The following is an 18574-nucleotide window of genomic DNA, read 5'->3' on the forward strand; positions in this document are numbered from 1 at the left end:
AATGTGACCTGGTCTGCAAGCTGGAAAATGAATGGATTGTTAACGATTAGTTAGCTGTGAAAAAGAACGCGCGGCGGTTTCTGAGCCCAGTTTTTATGCGGTGCTTAACACTTTTTAAAGGTGCAACCCGTAAAAGCGTGAGCGAGTGCAACCTATAGGAAAGACGTATAAAACCAGGGATGAAATTCATGTAAATGCAGTGTTAAATCGTTTGTCAGTGGGATGCGTATACGGCAGGATAGCGCGCCCAACGGAAACACATACACACATCACTACGTTCCGGTGATGACATAACAAGGCAGCCCGGACGGCTGTCGCTCGACATTTTGGAGAATTTGAATGGCTATTAGCACACCGATGCTGGTGACATTTCTCGTTTATATTTTTGGCATGATCCTGATAGGGTTTTTGGCATGGCGTTCCACTAAAAACTTTGACGACTACATCCTCGGCGGGCGCAGCTTGGGCCCGATGGTCACCGCACTCTCAGCGGGCGCATCCGACATGAGCGGCTGGCTGCTGATGGGGCTGCCGGGCGCGATTTTCATCTCCGGTATCTCCGAAAGCTGGATCGCCATCGGCCTGACCGTTGGCGCATGGATCAACTGGAAGCTGGTAGCAGGCCGTCTGCGTGTGCATACCGAAGCCAACAACAACGCCCTGACGCTGCCGGATTACTTCACCGGACGCTTTGAAGATAACAGCCGCATATTGCGTATTATCTCTGCGGTGGTGATCCTGCTGTTCTTCACCATCTACTGTGCCTCCGGCATTGTGGCGGGCGCGCGTCTGTTCGAAAGCACCTTCGGCATGAGCTATGAAACGGCGCTGTGGGCCGGTGCGGCCGCGACCATCCTCTATACCTTCGTGGGCGGATTCCTGGCGGTAAGCTGGACCGATACCGTGCAGGCGAGTCTGATGATTTTCGCCCTGATCCTGACCCCGATAATTGTGATTTTTACCGTCGGCGGCTTTGGCGAATCGCTGGAAGTGATCAAGCAGAAGAGCATCGAAAACGTCGATATGCTGAAAGGGCTGAACTTCGTGGCCATCGTCTCCCTGATGGGCTGGGGCCTGGGCTACTTCGGTCAGCCGCACATTCTGGCGCGCTTTATGGCGGCGGATTCTCACCACACCATCGTTCACGCGCGTCGCATCAGCATGACGTGGATGATCCTATGTCTGGCGGGGGCGTGCGCGGTCGGTTTCTTCGGTATCGCCTACTTCAACAACAACCCGGCGCAGGCGGGCGCGGTGAACCAGAACGCCGAGCGCGTGTTCATCGAGCTGGCGCAGATCCTGTTCAACCCGTGGATTGCCGGTATCCTGCTCTCCGCGATCCTGGCGGCAGTCATGTCCACCCTGAGCTGTCAGCTGCTGGTGTGCTCCAGTGCCATCACCGAAGACCTCTACAAAGCGTTCCTGCGTAAGGGCGCGAGCCAGAAAGAGCTGGTGTGGGTAGGGCGTTTTATGGTGCTGCTGGTGGCGCTGGTGGCGATTGCGCTGGCGGCTAACCCGGAAAACCGCGTGCTGGGGCTGGTGAGCTACGCGTGGGCGGGCTTTGGCGCCGCATTTGGTCCGGTGGTGCTGTTCTCCGTTCTGTGGTCACGCATGACCCGCAACGGCGCGCTGGCGGGGATGATCATAGGTGCGGTTACCGTTATCGTCTGGAAACAGTTCGCGTGGCTGGGCCTGTACGAAATCATCCCGGGCTTCATTTTCGGCAGCCTCGGTATTGTGGTGTTTAGCCTGCTGGGTAAAGCGCCGTCTGCATCTATGCAGAAGCGCTTTGCGGAAGCGGATGCGCATTACCACTCAGCGCCGCCGTCTAAGCTCCAGGCTGAGTAATTTCCCCCTCACCCTAACCCTCTCCCCGGTGGGGAGAGGGGATAGTCCTTTCACCTATGTGAGTCTTCATCAATGAGAATTAAAACAGGGCTAATGGTGGCAGCATGCGTGATGCTGGCGGGCTGTAACGCACCCGCGCAGCATGCGGCGGTGGAAACCTGCAAAGCCGAAAATCAGATGCAGCAAACCACGCTCTATTTCGGCTTAAACCGTCCTGCCGGGGCGCAAATTACAGGCAACGAATGGCAGCAGTTTGTCGACCAGGACGTGACGCCGCGCTTTCGCGATGGCTTAACGGTGTTTGATGCCCGTGGTCAGTGGCTGGGTAACGACGACAAGGTGGCGCGCGAGCCGAGCAAGGCGCTGATGCTGATCCACGGCAAAGACGCGCAGAGCGAGAAAAACATCGAGGCTTTACGCGGCATTTATAAATCCCGCTTCGCACAGGAGTCGGTGATGCGGGTCGACCAGCCGGTGTGCGTGCAGTTTTAATGAGAACGGCGGGAATTCCCGCCGTTGTTGTTTTGTAGGCCGGGTAAGCGAAGCGCCACCCGGCATTGCATCAGAGCACCAACCCCGCAAAGCTCGCCGACAGCAGGCTCACCAGCGTCGCACCGTACACCAGGCGCAGACCAAACCGCGACACCACGTTACCCTGTTGCTCGTTCAGGCCTTTTATTGCCCCCGCTACAATGCCAATCGAGGCGAAGTTAGCGAACGACACCAGGAACACGGACAAAATACCCAGACCGCGCGGGGACATTTGATGGGCTATTTTTTGCAGCTCAATCATCGCCACAAATTCATTCGCCACCAGTTTGGTTGCCATAATACTGCCCGCGCTTAAGGCATCGCTCAGCGGAATACCAATAAGCCACGCCAGCGGATAAAACACGTAACCCAGAATCTGCTGGAAGCTCAGGCCAAATACGCTGGAGAAGAGGGCATTAACGGCGCTAATAAGGGCGATAAAGCCAATCAGCATCGCCAGAATAATCATCGCCACCTTAAAACCGGCCAGAATATATTCGCCCAGCATTTCAAAGAAGCTCTGGGATTCATGCAGCTTTTCCAGTTTGATATCGGGTTCGGCTTCCGGGCGGGCCGGGTTAATGACCGAAAGGATAATAAAGGTGCTGAACATGTTCAGGATCAGTGCCGCGACGACAAATCTGGCGTCGAGCATGGTCATATAGGCACCGACAATCGACAGCGAAACCGTCGACATCGCCGTTGCAGCCATCGTAAACAGGCGGCGTGAGGAGAGATCGCCCAACACGCCCTTGTAGGCAATGAAGTTTTCAGACTGACCGAGTATCAGTGAGCTCACCGCGTTAAAGGATTCCAGCTTGCCCATGCCGTTCAGTTTTGACAGCAGCGTCCCGATAACCCGAATAAAGATCGGCAGAATACGCCAATGCTGCAGAATACCAATCAGCGCCGAGATAAAAATAATGGGGCAGAGCACGCCAAGGAAAATGAACGCCAGCCCTTTTTCACCCATCCCGCCAAAGACAAAATTCGTCCCTTCGGCAGCGAATTTAAGCAGTGACTCAAAGAAACCGGAGACATGTTTAATAATGAAAAGGCCGCTTTCTGCATGCAGAAAAAAGAATGCCAGCGCGATTTCAATCACGATCAGCTGTAAAACGAAACGAATGCGAATTTTTCGGCGGTCGAAACTCACCAGCCAGGCAAGCGCAAGAATAATCACCAGCGCCAGCAGGAAATGGACAATTTTAAACATGGTTTATTTTCAGTTGGTTTTCGAGACGGACATTTAGCCACAGCCCCGGTTAACCGTAAATGGGCATTTTCGTTATACCTTATAAACGCAACGGTTACTCAGGCAATTATTATTCCGCAATGCGTTTACATCTGGTCATCAAAACTCCACATATTTCGCTTGTTTTTCTTGTAGCCGTAATGATAATCACTATCACAAGAATTTACCTTTCTTTGCATCAGTTGACCGCGATAAACATTTAAGGTGTCTGCATGTTTGTTCCTTTTCTCATTATGTTACGTGAAGGCCTTGAAGCGGCCCTGATTGTTAGCCTTATCGCCAGTTATCTGAAGCGCACCCAGCGCGGACGCTGGATCGGCGTGATGTGGGTTGGCGTCTTCCTGGCCGCGGCGCTCTGCCTGGGGCTGGGTATTCTTATCAACGAAACCACCGGTGAATTTCCTCAGAAAGAGCAAGAGCTTTTTGAAGGCATTGTTGCCGTAATAGCGGTGGTGATCCTCACCTGGATGGTGTTCTGGATGCGCAAGGTCTCCCGTAACGTGAAGGTACAGCTGGAGCAGGCGGTGGATAACGCCCTGCAAAAAGGCAACCAACACGGCTGGGCGCTGATCATGATGGTTTTTTTCGCCGTGGCGCGTGAAGGCCTGGAGTCAGTGTTCTTCCTGCTCGCGGCTTTTCAGCAGGACGTGGGCATCTGGCCGCCGCTGGGCGCGATGCTTGGGCTGGCCACGGCGGTTGTGCTTGGCTTCCTGCTCTACTGGGGCGGAATTCGTCTTAACCTGGGCGCGTTCTTCAAGTGGACCAGCCTGTTTATTTTGCTGGTGGCCGCGGGGCTGGCGGCAGGGGCGATCCGCGCCTTCCATGAAGCGGGCCTGTGGAACCACTTCCAGGACGTGGCGTTTGATCTTAGTAACGTTCTCTCCACCCACTCACTGACCGGCACGCTCCTTGAAGGTATCTTCGGCTATCAGGAAACGCCGAGCGTCAGCGAGGTGGCGATGTACTTTATCTATCTTATTCCGGCGCTGGTGCTGTTCTTCATGCCATCGCGCCCCAGCGCTCAGCCGTCGCGTACTGCGCCGTGAAGCTCTTTGTTTAGTTACAACATACTTTAAAGGGAAGAGACATGGCTATTCAATTCCGTCGTAGCGCGTTACAGGTTGGTGTGGCAGCGCTGTTCGCGTCTGCCTTCGCCGCTCAGGCAGCAGATATTCCGCAGGTAAAAGTCACCGTCAACGATAAACAGTGCGAGCCGATGACCATCACGGTTAACAGCGGTAAAACCCAGTTTATTATTCAGAACCACAGCCAGAAGGCGCTGGAGTGGGAGATCCTGAAAGGCGTGATGGTGGTGGAAGAGCGTGAAAATATCGCGCCTGGCTTCAGCCAGAAAATGACCGCAAATCTTCAGCCGGGGGAATATGACATGACCTGCGGCCTGCTGACTAACCCGAAAGGTAAGCTGATCGTCAAAGGCGCAGCGACAGCGGACGCGGCCAAAGGCACCGCGCTGCTGAGCCTCGGCGACGCCATTACCGCCTATAAAGCCTACGTCACCAAAGAGACGGCTGACCTGGTGGCAGGCACCAAAGCCTTTACCGACGCGGTGAAAGCGGGCGATATCGAAAAAGCGAAATCCCTGTATGCGCCTACACGTCAGCACTACGAGCGCATCGAGCCGATTGCCGAGCTGTTCTCTGACCTCGATGGCAGCATTGACGCCCGCGAAGATGACTACGAGCAGAAGGCCGCCGATCCGAAATTCACCGGCTTCCACCGCCTGGAAAAAGCCCTGTTTGGCGATAGCTCCACCAAAGGGATGGAGAAATACGCCGATCAGCTCAACAGCGACGTGCTGGAGCTGCAAAAACGCATCAGCGAGCTGGCCTTCCCGCCGTCGAAAGTGGTGGGTGGTGCTGCGGGTCTGATTGAAGAAGTGGCCGCGAGCAAAATCAGCGGCGAAGAAGATCGCTACAGCCACACCGACCTGTGGGACTTCCAGGCAAACGTCGACGGCGCACAAAAAATTGTCGATCTGTTGCGGCCCCAGCTGCAAAAAGAGAACGGCGAACTGCTGGCGAAAGTGGATGCCAACTTTAAGAAAGTTGACGCCATCCTGGCGAAATACCGTACCAAAGACGGGTTCGAAACCTACGACAAGCTGACCGATGCTGATCGTAACGCGCTGAAAGGCCCGATTACGACGCTGGCGGAAGATCTCTCCCTGCTGCGTGGCGTTCTGGGTCTGGACTAAGCGATGAACAAGCATGATGAGTACGACGTGGCGGAACCTTCCCGACGTCGGTTGTTAAAAGGGGTAGGGGCGCTGGGCGGCGCGTTTGCCCTGGCGGGCGGCTGTCCGGTGGCGCATGCGGCAAAACCGCAAAGTGCCCCCGGCACGCTCTCCCCGGATGCGCGTATGGAAACGCAGCCATTTTATGGTGAGCACCAGGCAGGAATCCTGACGCCGCAGCAGGCCTCGATGATGCTGGTGGCTTTCGATTCGCTGGCGAGTGAAAAGGCAGACCTTGAGCGTCTGTTCAGGCTGTTGACCACGCGCATTGCCTTCCTTACGGCGGGCGGTCCGGCACCGCAAACACCGAATCCGCGCCTGCCGCCGATGGATTCCGGGATCCTCGGGGCGTTTATCGCTCCCGATAATCTGACCATCACCGTGTCGGTGGGGGAATCGCTGTTTGATGATCGCTACGGTCTGGCGAAGCAGAAGCCGAAAGCGCTGCAAAAAATGACGCGATTCCCGAATGACTCTCTCGACGCGGCGTTGTGCCACGGCGATCTGCTGTTGCAGATCTGCGCCAATACCCAGGATACGGTGATCCACGCCCTGCGCGATATCATCAAGCACACTCCGGATCTGCTCAGCGTGCGCTGGAAGCGGGAAGGTTTTATCTCTGACCACGCCGCGCGCAGTAAAGGGAAAGAGACGCCGGTCAACCTGCTGGGCTTCAAAGACGGTACCGCCAACCCGGACAGCAGCAATACCGTGTTGATAAAAAACGTGGTCTGGGTGACGGAGGATCAGGGCGAACCGGCCTGGGCGGTGGGTGGCAGCTATCAGGCGGTGCGTATCATTCAGTTCCACGTGGAGTTCTGGGACCGCACGCCGCTGAAAGAGCAGCAGACGATCTTCGGCCGCGATAAGCAAACCGGCGCACCGCTCGGCATGAAGCACGAGCACGATGAACCCGACTACGCCCGCGATCCGAACGGAGATGTCATCGCGCTGGACAGCCATATTCGTCTCGCTAATCCTCGCACCAAAGAGACCCAGTCCAGTCTGATGATGCGCAGGGGCTACAGCTACTCGTTGGGGGTGACCAATTCCGGTCAGCTTGATATGGGACTGCTGTTTGTCTGCTATCAGCACGATCTGGAGAAAGGGTTCCTCACCGTGCAGAAGCGGCTCAACGGCGAAGCGCTGGAGGAGTACATCAAGCCCATCGGCGGCGGCTATTTCTTTGCCCTGCCCGGCGCGCGTGACGCGAAGACCTGGCTCGCTCAGGGTCTGATAGAAGCCTGATAATCGTCCCTGCGACAGTTCGCGGGGACATTATTTTTCCATATGACTATCTTGTTGTTATATTTCTGTAATATTCATATATGAGACTGATTCCGCTGCAGGAGCAGTCTTAAAGGTTGCATCTAGGTAAAATAAATGTTGCATTTATGATAATTCCTGATGTACTTAAGATAAGACAGCGGTAGTTCCCGGCAGTGATATTGACTCACTATGGAGATCGCGAATGGTTGCGTCCTGTACTGGACAAGGTAAACACATCAACCGCAGCACCCGGCGCGGAGGCTCAGACTCCGGCAGCGATTTCCTCACCACAAAATTCTCCCCTCCACCTCTAAATACGATTTCTACCGACGTGCATAACGGTGCGCGTAGCCGTTCTGTATCGTCATCCGGTAATGCAAGCAATGGCTTACAAGGAAGCCAACCCTCTGATGTTCGTGCGCATAATCGTGCCGATGCTGGCGCGTGTGATGAATACCAACAACTCAAGGTGCTATCCATGGGAAGACAGAAAGCAGTGATCAAAGCTCGTCGCGAAGCAAAACGTGTGCTGAGACGGGATTCACGTAGCCATAAACAGCGTGAAGAAGAATCGGTCACCTCGCTTGTGCAGATGAGCGGCGTAGAATCCATTGGCATGGCGCGGGACAGCCGCGATGCATCGCCAATAGTGGCGCGGAATGAAGCTCAGGCGCACTACCTGAATGCTATCGAGAGTAAACAGCTCATCTTTGCAACCGGGGAAGCCGGATGCGGGAAAACCTGGATCAGTGCCGCCAAAGCGGCGGAGGCGCTGATTCATAAGGACGTGGAAAGGATCATCGTTACCCGTCCGGTACTGCAAGCGGATGAAGATCTGGGCTTCCTGCCTGGCGATATTTCTGAGAAGTTTGCCCCGTACTTCAGGCCCGTCTATGACGTGCTGGTGAAGCGGTTGGGCGCTTCCTTTATGCAGTACTGCCTGCGACCAGAGATTGGCAAGGTGGAAATCGCGCCGTTCGCCTATATGCGCGGACGTACATTTGAAAATGCGGTCGTTATTCTTGACGAGGCTCAGAACGTGACCGCTGCGCAAATGAAGATGTTTTTAACGCGCCTCGGGGAGAACGTGACGGTTATCGTCAACGGCGATATTACCCAGTGTGACCTGCCGTCGGGCGTGAAGTCTGGCCTGAGCGATGCCATGTCACGTTTTGAGGAAGATGAGATGATAGGGGTGGTCCGCTTCACAAAAGAGGACTGCGTCCGCTCAGCGCTGTGTCAACGAACGCTGGAAGTGTACTCCGACTAAGATCATTTCACATTTTAAGTCATTTCTTCCCGGCGTCATGCCGGGAAGCTTCTTTTATTCCCTCTGTTCGCATGGCTTTTTTTAAATCATATTTATTTCCTATAGCATTCAACGGCATTTACGCACCGTTTTGCGGTAATAATAATATTACTGTTAATTTGCTGCGAACGCTTTTTATACAGTTAGAAAAAATGTGATATGTATTTACAATACCCACAAAATACCTTTGAATATAATGATCGCGCTAATTGTTAGGTGAAAATTAAACGTGAATGTTGTCACAGAACATGACTAAGCAGTAAAAATTAAGTTGGTGTCTTTTGGGTAATTATCTATGTTTCGTACTTGTTCAAATTAAATTCTAAGAAGAAACACACCAGGGGATCGTTTCCTCTGGAACATCACGCTGAGGGTCATACATGAACGAACTGGTTAGTGCAATTAACGGTGTTATCTGGAGCCCTGCGTTAATATTTTTATGTCTGGGTGTCGGTCTCTATTTCTCACTGCGTAGTCGTTTTCTGCAATTACGTCATATAAAACATATGATTACCCTGATGTTTCAGGGCGGGGCTACCGATGCCGGCGTATCATCGTTTCAGGCGTTGACGATGACGCTGGCGGGCCGCGTAGGGACAGGGAATATCGCCGGTGTGGCGACCGCCATTACCTTTGGTGGCCCCGGTGCGCTTTTCTGGATGTGGGTAGTGGCATTTTTAGGCGCCAGCTCTGCTTTTGTTGAATCCACGTTAGGTCAGGTTTATAAAGAAAAAATTAACGGCGAATATCGTGGGGGACCTGCCTTTTATATTGAAAAAGGGTTGGGGGTGAAGTGGTACGCATGGTTATTTGCTATTGTGACCATTTTCTCCTGCGGTTTATTACTTCCGGGCGTACAGGCAAACTCAATTGCCGCCAGCCTGGATATTGCCTTCGGTCTTAACCCAAACGTTACGGCGGCAATACTGGCTGTACTGTTAAGCTTCATTATTTTCGGTGGTGTAAAAAGGATCGCCAGCTTTAGCAGTATGGTCGTTCCGTTTATGGCGCTCGGCTATATTATTGTTGCCTGCGTTATTATCGCGATCAATATTGAAAAACTGCCTGCTGTTATCCTGCTGATCTGGAAAAGTGCTTTTGGCCTTGAAGCGGGATTTGGCGCTATTCTGGGCCAGGCTATCATGTGGGGCGTTAAACGCGGTGTCTATTCCAACGAGGCGGCGCAGGGCACCGGGCCACATGCCTCCTCGGCAGCAGCCGTAAGTCATCCGGTGAAACAAGGGCTGGTTCAGGCGTTCTCCGTATATATCGACACGCTGTTTGTCTGCTCCGCGACCGGGTTTATGCTGTTGATCACCGGGCTTTATAATGTTCAGGGCGTTGACGGCGCAGCCCTTTATACCGGTATTGCAGGCGTGGCGGCCGGTCCTGGCTATGTGCAGACAGCGATGGAAAGTATGATGCCGGGCTTTGGTAATTACTTTGTCGCCATCGCGCTATTCTTCTTTGCCTTCACCACCATCATTGCCTATTACTATATCGCTGAAACCAATATCGCCTACATCAACCGTAAAATTCACCGTCCGTGGCTGACATTCCTGCTTAAATTATGTCTGATGGCTTCCACGGTATATGGCACAATCCGCACCGCGGATCTGGCATGGGGATTAGGGGATATCGGGGTAGGGCTGATGGCCTGGCTCAACATTATTGCCATTGTCCTCTTGCATAAAAAAGCCTTTGCCAGCCTGAAGGATTATGAAACCCAGAATGCGCAGGGAATTGATCCACAGTTTGATCCGGTTCGGCTTGGGATTAAAAATGCGGATTACTGGCTGGGGGAGCGCAGAGATGAAGAGGGGGGATTGCCGGGGCAGGTTTCTTCTTCTGAAGGAAAGCAGCCGGCGGGGAAGTTGAATAACTGAGGAATAGTTTAAAACGGGCCCGTGCTTATGCGCGGGCTTTTTTTATGGGTGAGGCGGTATCACCCGCACCGGCGGGGATTGACTCGCTTCGCTCTCAGTCTGTCCAACTGGCTGCGCCAGTTGTCGAACCCCGGTCGGGGGTTCTCATCCCCCCGCAGTCGTGCAACATGCGAAAAAAAAGCCCGCATTTTCATGCGAGCTCTTCTTAAAATATGGCGGTGAGGGGGGGATTCGAACCCCCGATACGTTGCCGTATACACACTTTCCAGGCGTGCTCCTTCAGCCACTCGGACACCTCACCATATTGTTTTGCTGCCTGACCGCTTGGGGGGCAACGGGGCGCTACTATAGGGAGTTGCGCGAAAGCGGTCAAGCAGATTTTCTGCATTCGTGCCTGTTCGGTTAAGCCTTAATCAGCTTATGGCGCACCGCGCAGGATCAACGCTGCGAATCGAGCACTTCGCTGTTTTTCACGACGTCCTGCGCTTTGCTGTAACTTTCGATCAGCAGCTGGTAGGCAGGGAAGATGTGTGTGTACACCTCTGCCCATTCTCCCGCATCTTCACGGTTCCACGTGCGCTGGATCTCTGAGGCCACTGCCGCTGTGTCCATCGGTACCACGCCTGCCTGCACCACGCGCGCCAGGGTGATCTCTTGCGCCATTTTGCTGTAGGTGCCGGAGGCATCAATCACCGCAAACACTTTATATCCGTCCGCCACCGCGCTGATGGACGGGAAGGCCATGCAAACGCTGGTAATCGTACCCGCGATAATCAGCGTTTTGCGTCCGGTGGCTTTCACCGCCGCCACGAACTCCGGATTATCCCAGGCGTTGATCTCACCCTTGCGTGCCACATACTGTGCGTGCGGCGCATTGGCGTGGATCTCCGGGATAAGCGGGCCGTTCGGTCCCTGTGGAACCGACGCCGTGGTGATCACCGGGATCTTCGCCAGCGAGGCGATCTTTGCCAGCGCTGCTGCACGAGCGCGCAGCTCAGGCATTGGCATGTCTCCAACAGTCTGGAACAATCCGCTCTGGTGATCGATAAGCAGCATAACGGCATCATTGACGTCAATAACGGGACGTGCACCGTTGAAGTTTGCAGGGGTAGACATAATGCGCTCCTTTATTACGTTTAGATTTGGCCAAAGCGGCCGGAGTTGAAATCGCGAATAGCTTCGGCGATTTCGGTTTTACTGTTCATCACAAACGGGCCATAGCCCACGATGGGTTCATTCAGTGGCTCCCCGGCCATCAGCAACACTTTGGCATCGCTGCTGGCTTCGAGATGCAGCTTGTCGCCGCTCTGACTCAGCACGACCAGCTGCGCCTCACCCGCAGGCGTGGTGCCGTTCACTGTCACGCTGCCCTCAACAACAACCAGCGCCGTGCTCCAGCCTTCGGGCTGATTGAGCGTCAGGTGGCTGCCCTGGTGCAGCGCGAGATCCCATACGTTAAGCGGTGAGAAGGTATGCGCCGGGCCGGTTACCTCTCCAAAGCGGCCAGCAATCACGCGCATTGTTCCGCTGTTATCCGGCAGGGTGACCACCGGGATATCCGCCTGAGTGATGCTCTGGTAGCCAGGTGTCGCCATTTTGTCTTTGGCGGGCAGGTTGACCCACAGCTGCATCATTTTCAGTTCACCGCCTTTCTGCGAGAACGCGCTGGAGTGGAACTCCTCGTGCAAAATGCCTGCGCCTGCCGTCATCCACTGCACATCGCCTGGACCAATAACGCCGCCTTTGCCGGTGGAATCACGGTGCTCAACTTCGCCTGAGTAGACGATGGTCACCGTTTCAAAACCGCGATGAGGATGCTCGCCCACGCCGCGTTTTGCGCCATCCGCCGGGAAGGTATGTGGTCCGGCGTAGTCAAGCAGCAGGAACGGGCTCAGCGGTTCGCCGTGCGTCTGGTAAGAAAACATCGAACGAACCGGAAAACCATCACCGACCCAGTGCGGACGAGGTGCTGTATAAACGCCTGTTACGTTTTTCATGATTAACTCCTGATGTCCTGTTGATGTAATTAGCTTATATTCAAGGTTAATATCCCGGTAGATAGCAAAAATGACATTCACTGTTCCTTAAATAGAACAATGGGGGCGTATGCAGGATCTCAATGATTTCGTATGGTTTGTGAAGGTGGTGGAGCATGGCGGCTTTGCGGCGGCGGGGCGGGCGCTCGATCAGCCAAAGTCGAAACTGAGCCGTCGGATTGCGCAGCTGGAAGAACGCCTGGGTGTTCGGTTGATACAACGTACCACGCGGCAGTTTGCGGTGACTGAAGTGGGGCAGACGTTCTATCAGCACTGTAAAGCCATGCTGGTGGAGGCTGAAGCTGCGGAGGAGGCGGTGGCTGCTTTACAGGCTGAGCCGCGCGGTATGGTCAGGATCACTTGCCCCGTAACCCTACTGCACGTTCACGTGGGGCCCATGCTGGCGAGGTTTATGGCGCGCTATCCGGGGATCAACCTCCAGCTTGAAGCCACCAACCGACGGGTCGATCTGGTGGGGGAGGGGGTGGATGTGGCGATCCGCGTTCGTCCGCGCCCGTTTGATGACAGCGATTTGGTATTAAGGGTGCTGGCGGACAGGGGACACTGTCTGGTTGCCGGGCCGACACTGATTGAACGGATGGGCAACCCGGCGATGCCCTCTGAACTCAGCGAATGGCCGGGTTTAAGTATGGGCGCTGGTAAACACCTGCATAAATGGGAGCTGAGCGGGCCGGAGGGGGCGAAAGCAGACATTCACTTCACGCCGCGCCTGGTGACTACCGATATGCTGGCGCTGCGGGAGGCAGCGATGGCGGGCGTGGGCGTGGTACAGTTGCCCATTTTGATGGTGAAGGATCAGCTGGCTTCAGGTGAGCTTGTTCGGGTGCTGAATGCCTGGGAACCCAGAAGGGAAGTGATCCATGCGGTGTATCCTTCCCGGCGCGGCCTGCTGCCATCGGTCAGGACGCTGGTGGATTTTCTCACCGAAGAATATGCCCGGATGGTGGAGGAGTAACGTTTCCAGGGGACAACTGAATGCGAGCACCTAACTATCCCCTCTCCCCTCCGGGGAGAGGGTTAGGGTGAGGGGGGGATTGACTCGCTTCGCTCGCCCTGCGGGCAGCCTGTTCGCTACGCTCACAGTCTGTCCAACTGGCTGCGCCAGTTGTCGAACCCCGGTCGGGGGTTCTCATCCCCCCCTTGCGGAGAATATATAAGAAAAAAGCCCGTACTTTCGTACGAGCTCTCGTCTTGAATATGGCGGTGAGGGGGGGATTCGAACCCCCGATACGTTGCCGTATACACACTTTCCAGGCGTGCTCCTTCAGCCACTCGGACACCTCACCATATTGTCATCCCGTTGTTGTCGGGACGGGCGCTAATGTAAGGAAAAGCCGTACTGCCGTCAACCCACTTTTTCAGTAATTTAGCGTGTTTAGACAAACTTCAGGCAACCTGATTTCGAAATGTGCGAAAAGCGCCTCTTTTATCAGCAACGCGGTTTAGCGATAAATTTGTTATGCTGACAAGCCAGTTGAAAATGAAAATAAAACAGCGCACTAAAAGACAATGACTATGGATATTATCTTCTATCACCCCACTTTTGATACGGCTTACTGGATTAAGGCGCTCACGGCGGCACTGCCTGGCGCACGCGTTCGCGAATGGAAACAGGGCGATAATGAACATGCCGACTACGCGCTGGTCTGGCATCCCCCGGTCGAAATGCTACAGGGACGCCGTTTGAAGGCGGTGTTTGCTCTTGGTGCGGGGGTGGATTCCATTCTCAGTAAGCTGAAGGCTCACCCTGAAATGCTGCCGGAAGATATTCCCCTGTTTCGTCTGGAAGATACCGGTATGGGGGAGCAGATGCAGGAATACGCCGTAAGCCAGGTGCTGCACTGGTTCCGCCGCTTCGACGATTATCAGGCGTTTAAACAGCAATCCCACTGGGAACCTCTCCCGGATTATCAGCGTGAAGATTTCACCATCGGCATCCTCGGGGCGGGTGTGCTGGGTTCGAAAGTCGCCGAAGCGCTCGCTCCGTGGGGCTTCCCACTGCGCTGCTGGAGCCGGAGCCGTAAGGATTATCCGGGCGTCGAGAGCTTTGCCGGATTGGACGAACTCCCGGCGTTCCTGAAAGGGACACGCGTTCTCATTAACCTGCTGCCGAATACGGCGGAAACGGTCGGCATTATCAATGGCACGCTCCTCAACCAGTTGGCAGAAGATAGCTACTTAATGAACCTGGCGCGCGGGGTACACGTTGTGGAAGACGATCTGCTGAAAGCGCTGGATAGCGGTAAACTGAAAGGCGCAATGCTGGATGTGTATAGCCGCGAACCGCTGCCGACAGACAGCCCGCTTTGGGCACATCCACGCGTGGCGATGACGCCCCATATTGCGGCCGTGACGCGACCGGCGGAGGCCGTGGCGTATATCTCGCATACCATCAGCGAAATAGAGAAGGGCAACGTGGTGACCGGACAGGTCGACAGACAGCGAGGCTACTGAGAGAAACCCGGCGTTCGCCGGGTTTTTGCTAATATTCGCCGCTGATAACTGCTATCCTTTGGAAAAACCGCAGAGGAGAGAAAGATGTATCCCGTTGACCTGCATATGCACACCGTCGCCAGTACTCACGCTTACAGTAACCTCCATGATTATATCGCTCAGGCGAAGCTGAAAGGCATCAAGCTGTTTGCGATAACCGATCACGGTCCGGATATGGCGGATGCGCCGCACTACTGGCATTTTGTGAATATGCGTATCTGGCCACGTCTGGTTGACGGTATCGGGATACTGCGAGGCATCGAAGCGAACATCAAAAATACCGACGGTGAAATTGACTGCACCGGCCCGATGCTGACCTCGTTAGATCTGATCCTCGCCGGCTTCCACGAGCCGGTCTTTGCGCCCCAGGATAAAGAGACCAACACCGCGGCGATGATTGCCACCATTGCCAGCGGCAATGTGCACATTATCAGCCACCCGGGAAATCCGAAATACCCGATCGATATTCAGGCCGTGGCACAGGCCGCAGCGAAGCACCGCGTGGCGCTGGAGATCAACAACTCCTCGTTCGTGCATTCGCGTAAGGGCAGTGAGGCCAACTGCCGCGACGTTGCGGCGGCCGTGCGTGACGCGGGCGGAATGGTGGCGCTGGGCTCTGATTCACACACGGCCTTCACGCTGGGTGATTTTAGCGAGTGCCTGAAAATATTGCGGGACGTGAATTTCCCGGAAGAACAGATCCTGAACGTCACGCCGCGTCGTATGCTCGACTTCCTTGAGTCGCGCGGCATGGCGCCGATTGATGAATTTGCCGATCTTTAATTAATAACGGAATAAAAACATGAATGAGTTTTCCATCCTTTGCCGCGTGCTGGGCACCTTATATTACCGCCAGCCGCAGGATCCGCTGCTGGTTCCGCTGTTTACCCTGATTCGTGAAGGTAAACTGGCGCAGAGCTGGCCGCTGGAACAGGATGAGTTGCTGGAACGCTTGCAAAAAAGTTGCGATATGCAGCAGATTTCAACGGATTACAACGCGCTGTTCGTGGGAGAAGAGTGTCGCGTGTCGCCGTATCGTTCTGCCTGGCAGGAAGGTGCGACCGAAGCGGAAGTTCGGGCGTTTCTTTCAGAACGCGGCATGCCGCTGACGGATATGCCTGCCGATCATATCGGTACCCTGTTGCTGGCGGCCTCATGGATTGAAGATAAAGCAGGTGATGATGAGAATGAGGCGATTGAAACCCTGTTCGAAATGTATCTGCTCCCGTGGGTCGGAACCTTCCTGGGTAAAGTTGAAGCCCACGCCACCTCTCCGTTCTGGAGAACGCTGGCTCCGCTGACGCGTGACGCTATCGCTGCCATGTGGGATGAGCTGGCAGAAGAGAGTGAAGAGTGATTTAAATCACAAAAATCCTGCAACGATACATTTCAACTTGCACGTAACGTGCTTCTGATCTCATTTCTTGGGTGCGCATCTGCTAAGATGCGCACCATGAACATATTACTTTGTATTGCAATCACGACTGGCATCCTCTCCGGCCTCTGGGGTTGGGTGGCGGTATCTCTCGGTTTGTTGAGCTGGGCCGGTTTTCTTGGCTGCACGGCCTATTTCGCCTGTCCGCAGGGTGGTTTTAAAGGGCTCTTTATTTCAGGCAGCACGTTACTGAGTGGCGTGGTCTGGGCGCTGATCATTATGAAGGGCAGCGCGCTGGCGCCGCATGTGGAAATCCTGGGGTACGTCATGACCGGTATTGTGGCTTTCCTGATGTGCGTTCAGGCAAAACATCTGCTGTTGTCCTTTGTGCCCGGCACGTTCATGGGTGCCTGCGCGACCTTTGCAGGCCAGGGGGACTGGAAGCTGGTGGTCCCTTCGCTCATGCTGGGATTACTGTTTGGCTACGCTATGAAGAACAGCGGTCTCTGGCTTGCAGCCCGACGCGAGAAGAGCCAGAACGTTCCTGTGGTAAGTAAATAAAAAAAAGGCGAGACGAAAATCTCGCCTTTTTATACGCCGCCAATCATGACTCCGGCGGAACCGACATCTCACGGTATTTCACCAGCACCGCATTACTCACGTCACTTTTATTCTGAAGATCCCACAAGCCGCGATCGATGCCGTCATTAATCAGGAAAATCACCCCGGTTTCGATGGCCGACATCAGACATAGCATGACCGGCTCGTTAGAGGTATAGCCAATTTCAGCCTCCAGCAAACGCTGGTAGTCGATAAAGCGGAATACCCCCGCCTGCACTTCATATGAGAGAATCGTTTTGCTGGTGGTCACGGAGGATAAAATTTCACCCGTGCTCACGTTAACCACGCGCAGGTTGACGGCAATCTGATCCAGCTGATACTGCGTGTCGGCCCCGATACCAAAGTAACGGGCACCCGCGCCGCCCGATTTCACGTTACTTTCGTAGCCGATAATCGAGCCTTCCACCATGATATTGGCTGCGGTGAGAGACTGTAGCGGCATGCGGTTATTGACGCCAACGGTACCATTCTCCTGTGCAGCACGAATGATCTTTCGTTCGTTAAGCAGGTTTTGCAGCCCCTGGCGTTCCAGCGGGATAAACCAGCGCGAATCTTTCAGGGCGGTAACCAGCATCGCGGTGGCGCTCTGCGGTACGGCCGTGGAGAAGTTACTGGCCGGATACGGTTTGAACTGGCCCGTCTCATCCTGAATGTTATAGACCGAGACGAATATCTTCCCGGTAGGGCCCGGCAGATGCGTCAGATCCCGATAGCTCTGGGCACGGGGCATTAGGGTGGGTTTAGCGGCTTCTTTTGGCGGGGCAGTTAAACAACCGCTTAATAAGCACACTGCAACTAAAATAAAAAAGCGCTGCATAATAATTGTCCTTATTTCGGGGTTGTTTAGAAATCAGTTGAACTGGTCTGCAAACCGGAAACCTGGATTGTCGACGTCTTACCGGTTTTTCGGTCTGTCACATTTAACTGAAGCTGCCCGTCTTTATTGGCAATATCGACGATAAAGTCATTAGTGACCATCCGGCCGGGTTTTCCGGTATTAATGTTGGTTAATAAGCCACCTAATATTTGCGACTGGATGGCCTGAGTAAAATTATCCAGAGCTGACGGGGTCTCGATACCGAAATCATCGTCATAGCTGGGGTCTTTATAGGAGTTTTGAGCCTGCGCCTGGTTAAGCATAAAGGCTCCGTTATTCGGGTTGCCGCCAAAATTAGGGTTGCGGAACTGGAATGTCATATTTCCGGCCCAACTCAACGGCGCAATGAGCATTAACGAAATCACTGTGTGTGCGAGACGCATTACAGCCTCCGAAATAGGTGTCGTTGCTAGAACTCATCTTTTGCTAAATCGCCTGTGCTCAAAAGGGCTTTATCTAACTGTAGGCGGTTAATAGCTTCTTCTGTTTGTGCCAGTGCGAAAGCGACGTTCTGATCGAAGTCTCTTTTCGTTGGGAATAAAAAAGTCTGGTAAATAACGTCCTGATTAGCGGTTATTGTGATCCAGCTTCCCCACCGCGCACTGGGCCGTTCGTTGATGGTTAAATTACCCGGATAATCGCTTTCCCACTTATCGCTGAAGGCACGATAAAAATCGTGTCCGACAGAGGTGACAGTGTGGTCGGTCAACAGTCCAGGAACTTCCACCTCAACAGCCTGAAGGTTTCCGGCAGCAAGCATAATGCCTGCGGCGGCAATCCAACTTAGGGTGCGTTTCAT

18 protein-coding genes, 2 tRNA genes and 1 other RNA gene are annotated in these 18574 nt (G+C 54.3%); 12 read left to right on the forward strand and 9 right to left on the reverse strand.

What is annotated here, in order from left to right; genetic code table 11:
* Positions 1-339 precede the first annotated feature (339 nt).
* Both putP and ACQG1K_RS08190 read left to right on the forward strand, forming a co-directional pair.
* Positions 340-1848: a sodium/proline symporter PutP gene (gene putP, locus ACQG1K_RS08185; RefSeq protein ID WP_022647686.1), complete on the forward strand. Its 1509-nt coding sequence runs from the start codon at positions 340-342 to the stop codon at positions 1846-1848.
* A gap of 72 nt (positions 1849-1920) precedes the next feature.
* Positions 1921-2340, forward strand: coding sequence for a DUF3574 domain-containing protein (locus ACQG1K_RS08190; protein WP_154848745.1), 420 nt, complete (start codon positions 1921-1923; stop codon positions 2338-2340).
* 70 nt (positions 2341-2410) lie between these two features.
* Here ACQG1K_RS08190 and ACQG1K_RS08195 read toward each other — a convergent pair whose 3' ends face one another.
* A complete protein-coding gene (locus tag ACQG1K_RS08195; RefSeq protein WP_023305841.1) occupies positions 2411-3595 on the reverse strand; it encodes a NupC/NupG family nucleoside CNT transporter in 1185 nt (394 codons plus the stop codon).
* Positions 3596-3846: 251 nt separating this feature from the next.
* On the opposite strand from ACQG1K_RS08195, the gene efeU reads away from it, so the two are divergent.
* The 5 genes from efeU (at position 3847) to ACQG1K_RS08220 (ending at position 10352) form a co-directional block, all read left to right on the forward strand.
* A complete protein-coding gene (gene efeU, locus ACQG1K_RS08200; protein WP_032624499.1) occupies positions 3847-4680 on the forward strand; it encodes an iron uptake transporter permease EfeU in 834 nt (277 codons plus the stop codon).
* A 41-nt stretch (positions 4681-4721) separates the two neighbouring features.
* Positions 4722-5849, forward strand: a complete 1128-nt coding sequence (efeO, locus tag ACQG1K_RS08205) for an iron uptake system protein EfeO (RefSeq protein WP_022647690.1) — start codon at positions 4722-4724, stop codon at positions 5847-5849.
* A 3-nt stretch (positions 5850-5852) separates the two neighbouring features.
* Positions 5853-7136, forward strand: coding sequence for an iron uptake transporter deferrochelatase/peroxidase subunit (gene efeB / locus ACQG1K_RS08210; RefSeq protein ID WP_367074764.1), 1284 nt, complete (start codon positions 5853-5855; stop codon positions 7134-7136).
* Between the two features lie 499 nt (positions 7137-7635).
* Entirely contained in the window at positions 7636-8427 is a 792-nt protein-coding gene (phoH, locus tag ACQG1K_RS08215; RefSeq protein WP_017384762.1) for a phosphate starvation-inducible protein PhoH, read from the forward strand.
* 419 nt (positions 8428-8846) lie between these two features.
* On the forward strand, positions 8847-10352 hold the full coding sequence (locus ACQG1K_RS08220; protein ID WP_126290743.1) for an alanine/glycine:cation symporter family protein: 1506 nt from the start codon (positions 8847-8849) through the stop codon (positions 10350-10352).
* Positions 10353-10565: 213 nt separating this feature from the next.
* Here the strand turns inward: ACQG1K_RS08220 and ACQG1K_RS08225 are convergent.
* The 3 genes from ACQG1K_RS08225 to ACQG1K_RS08235 all read right to left on the reverse strand — a co-directional run bounded on the left by ACQG1K_RS08225 (position 10566) and on the right by ACQG1K_RS08235 (position 12349).
* Positions 10566-10653, reverse strand: a tRNA-Ser gene (locus ACQG1K_RS08225).
* Positions 10654-10790: 137 nt separating this feature from the next.
* A complete protein-coding gene (locus ACQG1K_RS08230) occupies positions 10791-11468 on the reverse strand; it encodes an isochorismatase family protein (RefSeq protein ID WP_003858068.1) in 678 nt (225 codons plus the stop codon).
* Between the two features lie 20 nt (positions 11469-11488).
* On the reverse strand, positions 11489-12349 hold the full coding sequence (locus tag ACQG1K_RS08235; RefSeq protein WP_228338814.1) for a pirin family protein: 861 nt from the start codon (positions 12347-12349) through the stop codon (positions 11489-11491).
* A gap of 109 nt (positions 12350-12458) precedes the next feature.
* Between ACQG1K_RS08235 and ACQG1K_RS08240 the strand changes: the two genes are divergently transcribed.
* The gene (locus tag ACQG1K_RS08240) at positions 12459-13364 is read left to right on the forward strand and encodes a LysR family transcriptional regulator (RefSeq protein ID WP_023299771.1); all 906 of its coding nucleotides are present in this window, start codon (positions 12459-12461) and stop codon (positions 13362-13364) included.
* Between the two features lie 62 nt (positions 13365-13426).
* Here ACQG1K_RS08240 and ACQG1K_RS08245 read toward each other — a convergent pair.
* Positions 13427-13563: non-coding RNA, RtT sRNA (locus tag ACQG1K_RS08245), on the reverse strand.
* Between the two features lie 44 nt (positions 13564-13607).
* A tRNA-Ser gene (locus ACQG1K_RS08250) sits at positions 13608-13695 on the reverse strand.
* Positions 13696-13924: 229 nt separating this feature from the next.
* Here ACQG1K_RS08250 and ghrA point away from each other — a divergent pair.
* The 4 genes from ghrA (at position 13925) to ACQG1K_RS08270 (ending at position 16838) form a co-directional block, all read left to right on the forward strand.
* Positions 13925-14863, forward strand: coding sequence for a glyoxylate/hydroxypyruvate reductase GhrA (gene ghrA / locus ACQG1K_RS08255; protein ID WP_154051632.1), 939 nt, complete (start codon positions 13925-13927; stop codon positions 14861-14863).
* An 84-nt stretch (positions 14864-14947) separates the two neighbouring features.
* A complete protein-coding gene (locus tag ACQG1K_RS08260; RefSeq protein ID WP_022647697.1) occupies positions 14948-15685 on the forward strand; it encodes a phosphatase in 738 nt (245 codons plus the stop codon).
* Between the two features lie 19 nt (positions 15686-15704).
* A complete protein-coding gene (locus ACQG1K_RS08265) occupies positions 15705-16259 on the forward strand; it encodes a TorD/DmsD family molecular chaperone (protein ID WP_108367751.1) in 555 nt (184 codons plus the stop codon).
* A gap of 96 nt (positions 16260-16355) precedes the next feature.
* Positions 16356-16838, forward strand: a complete 483-nt coding sequence (locus ACQG1K_RS08270; protein WP_072202167.1) for a DUF1097 domain-containing protein — start codon at positions 16356-16358, stop codon at positions 16836-16838.
* A gap of 43 nt (positions 16839-16881) precedes the next feature.
* Here ACQG1K_RS08270 and csgG read toward each other — a convergent pair whose 3' ends face one another.
* The 3 genes from csgG to csgE are packed head-to-tail and all read right to left on the reverse strand — an operon-like array spanning position 16882 to position 18574.
* Positions 16882-17715, reverse strand: a complete 834-nt coding sequence (csgG, locus tag ACQG1K_RS08275) for a curli production assembly/transport protein CsgG (protein WP_023299773.1) — start codon at positions 17713-17715, stop codon at positions 16882-16884.
* A 26-nt stretch (positions 17716-17741) separates the two neighbouring features.
* Positions 17742-18158 (reverse strand): curli production assembly/transport protein CsgF, encoded by a 417-nt coding sequence (csgF, locus tag ACQG1K_RS08280; RefSeq protein WP_003858054.1) that lies wholly within the window; start codon positions 18156-18158, stop codon positions 17742-17744.
* A gap of 26 nt (positions 18159-18184) precedes the next feature.
* Entirely contained in the window at positions 18185-18574 is a 390-nt protein-coding gene (csgE, locus tag ACQG1K_RS08285) for a curli production assembly/transport protein CsgE (protein WP_003858052.1), read from the reverse strand.

Source organism: Enterobacter cloacae complex sp. 402C9 (assembly GCF_050030745.1).
Taxonomy (GTDB): Bacteria; Pseudomonadota; Gammaproteobacteria; order Enterobacterales; family Enterobacteriaceae; genus Enterobacter; species Enterobacter intestinihominis.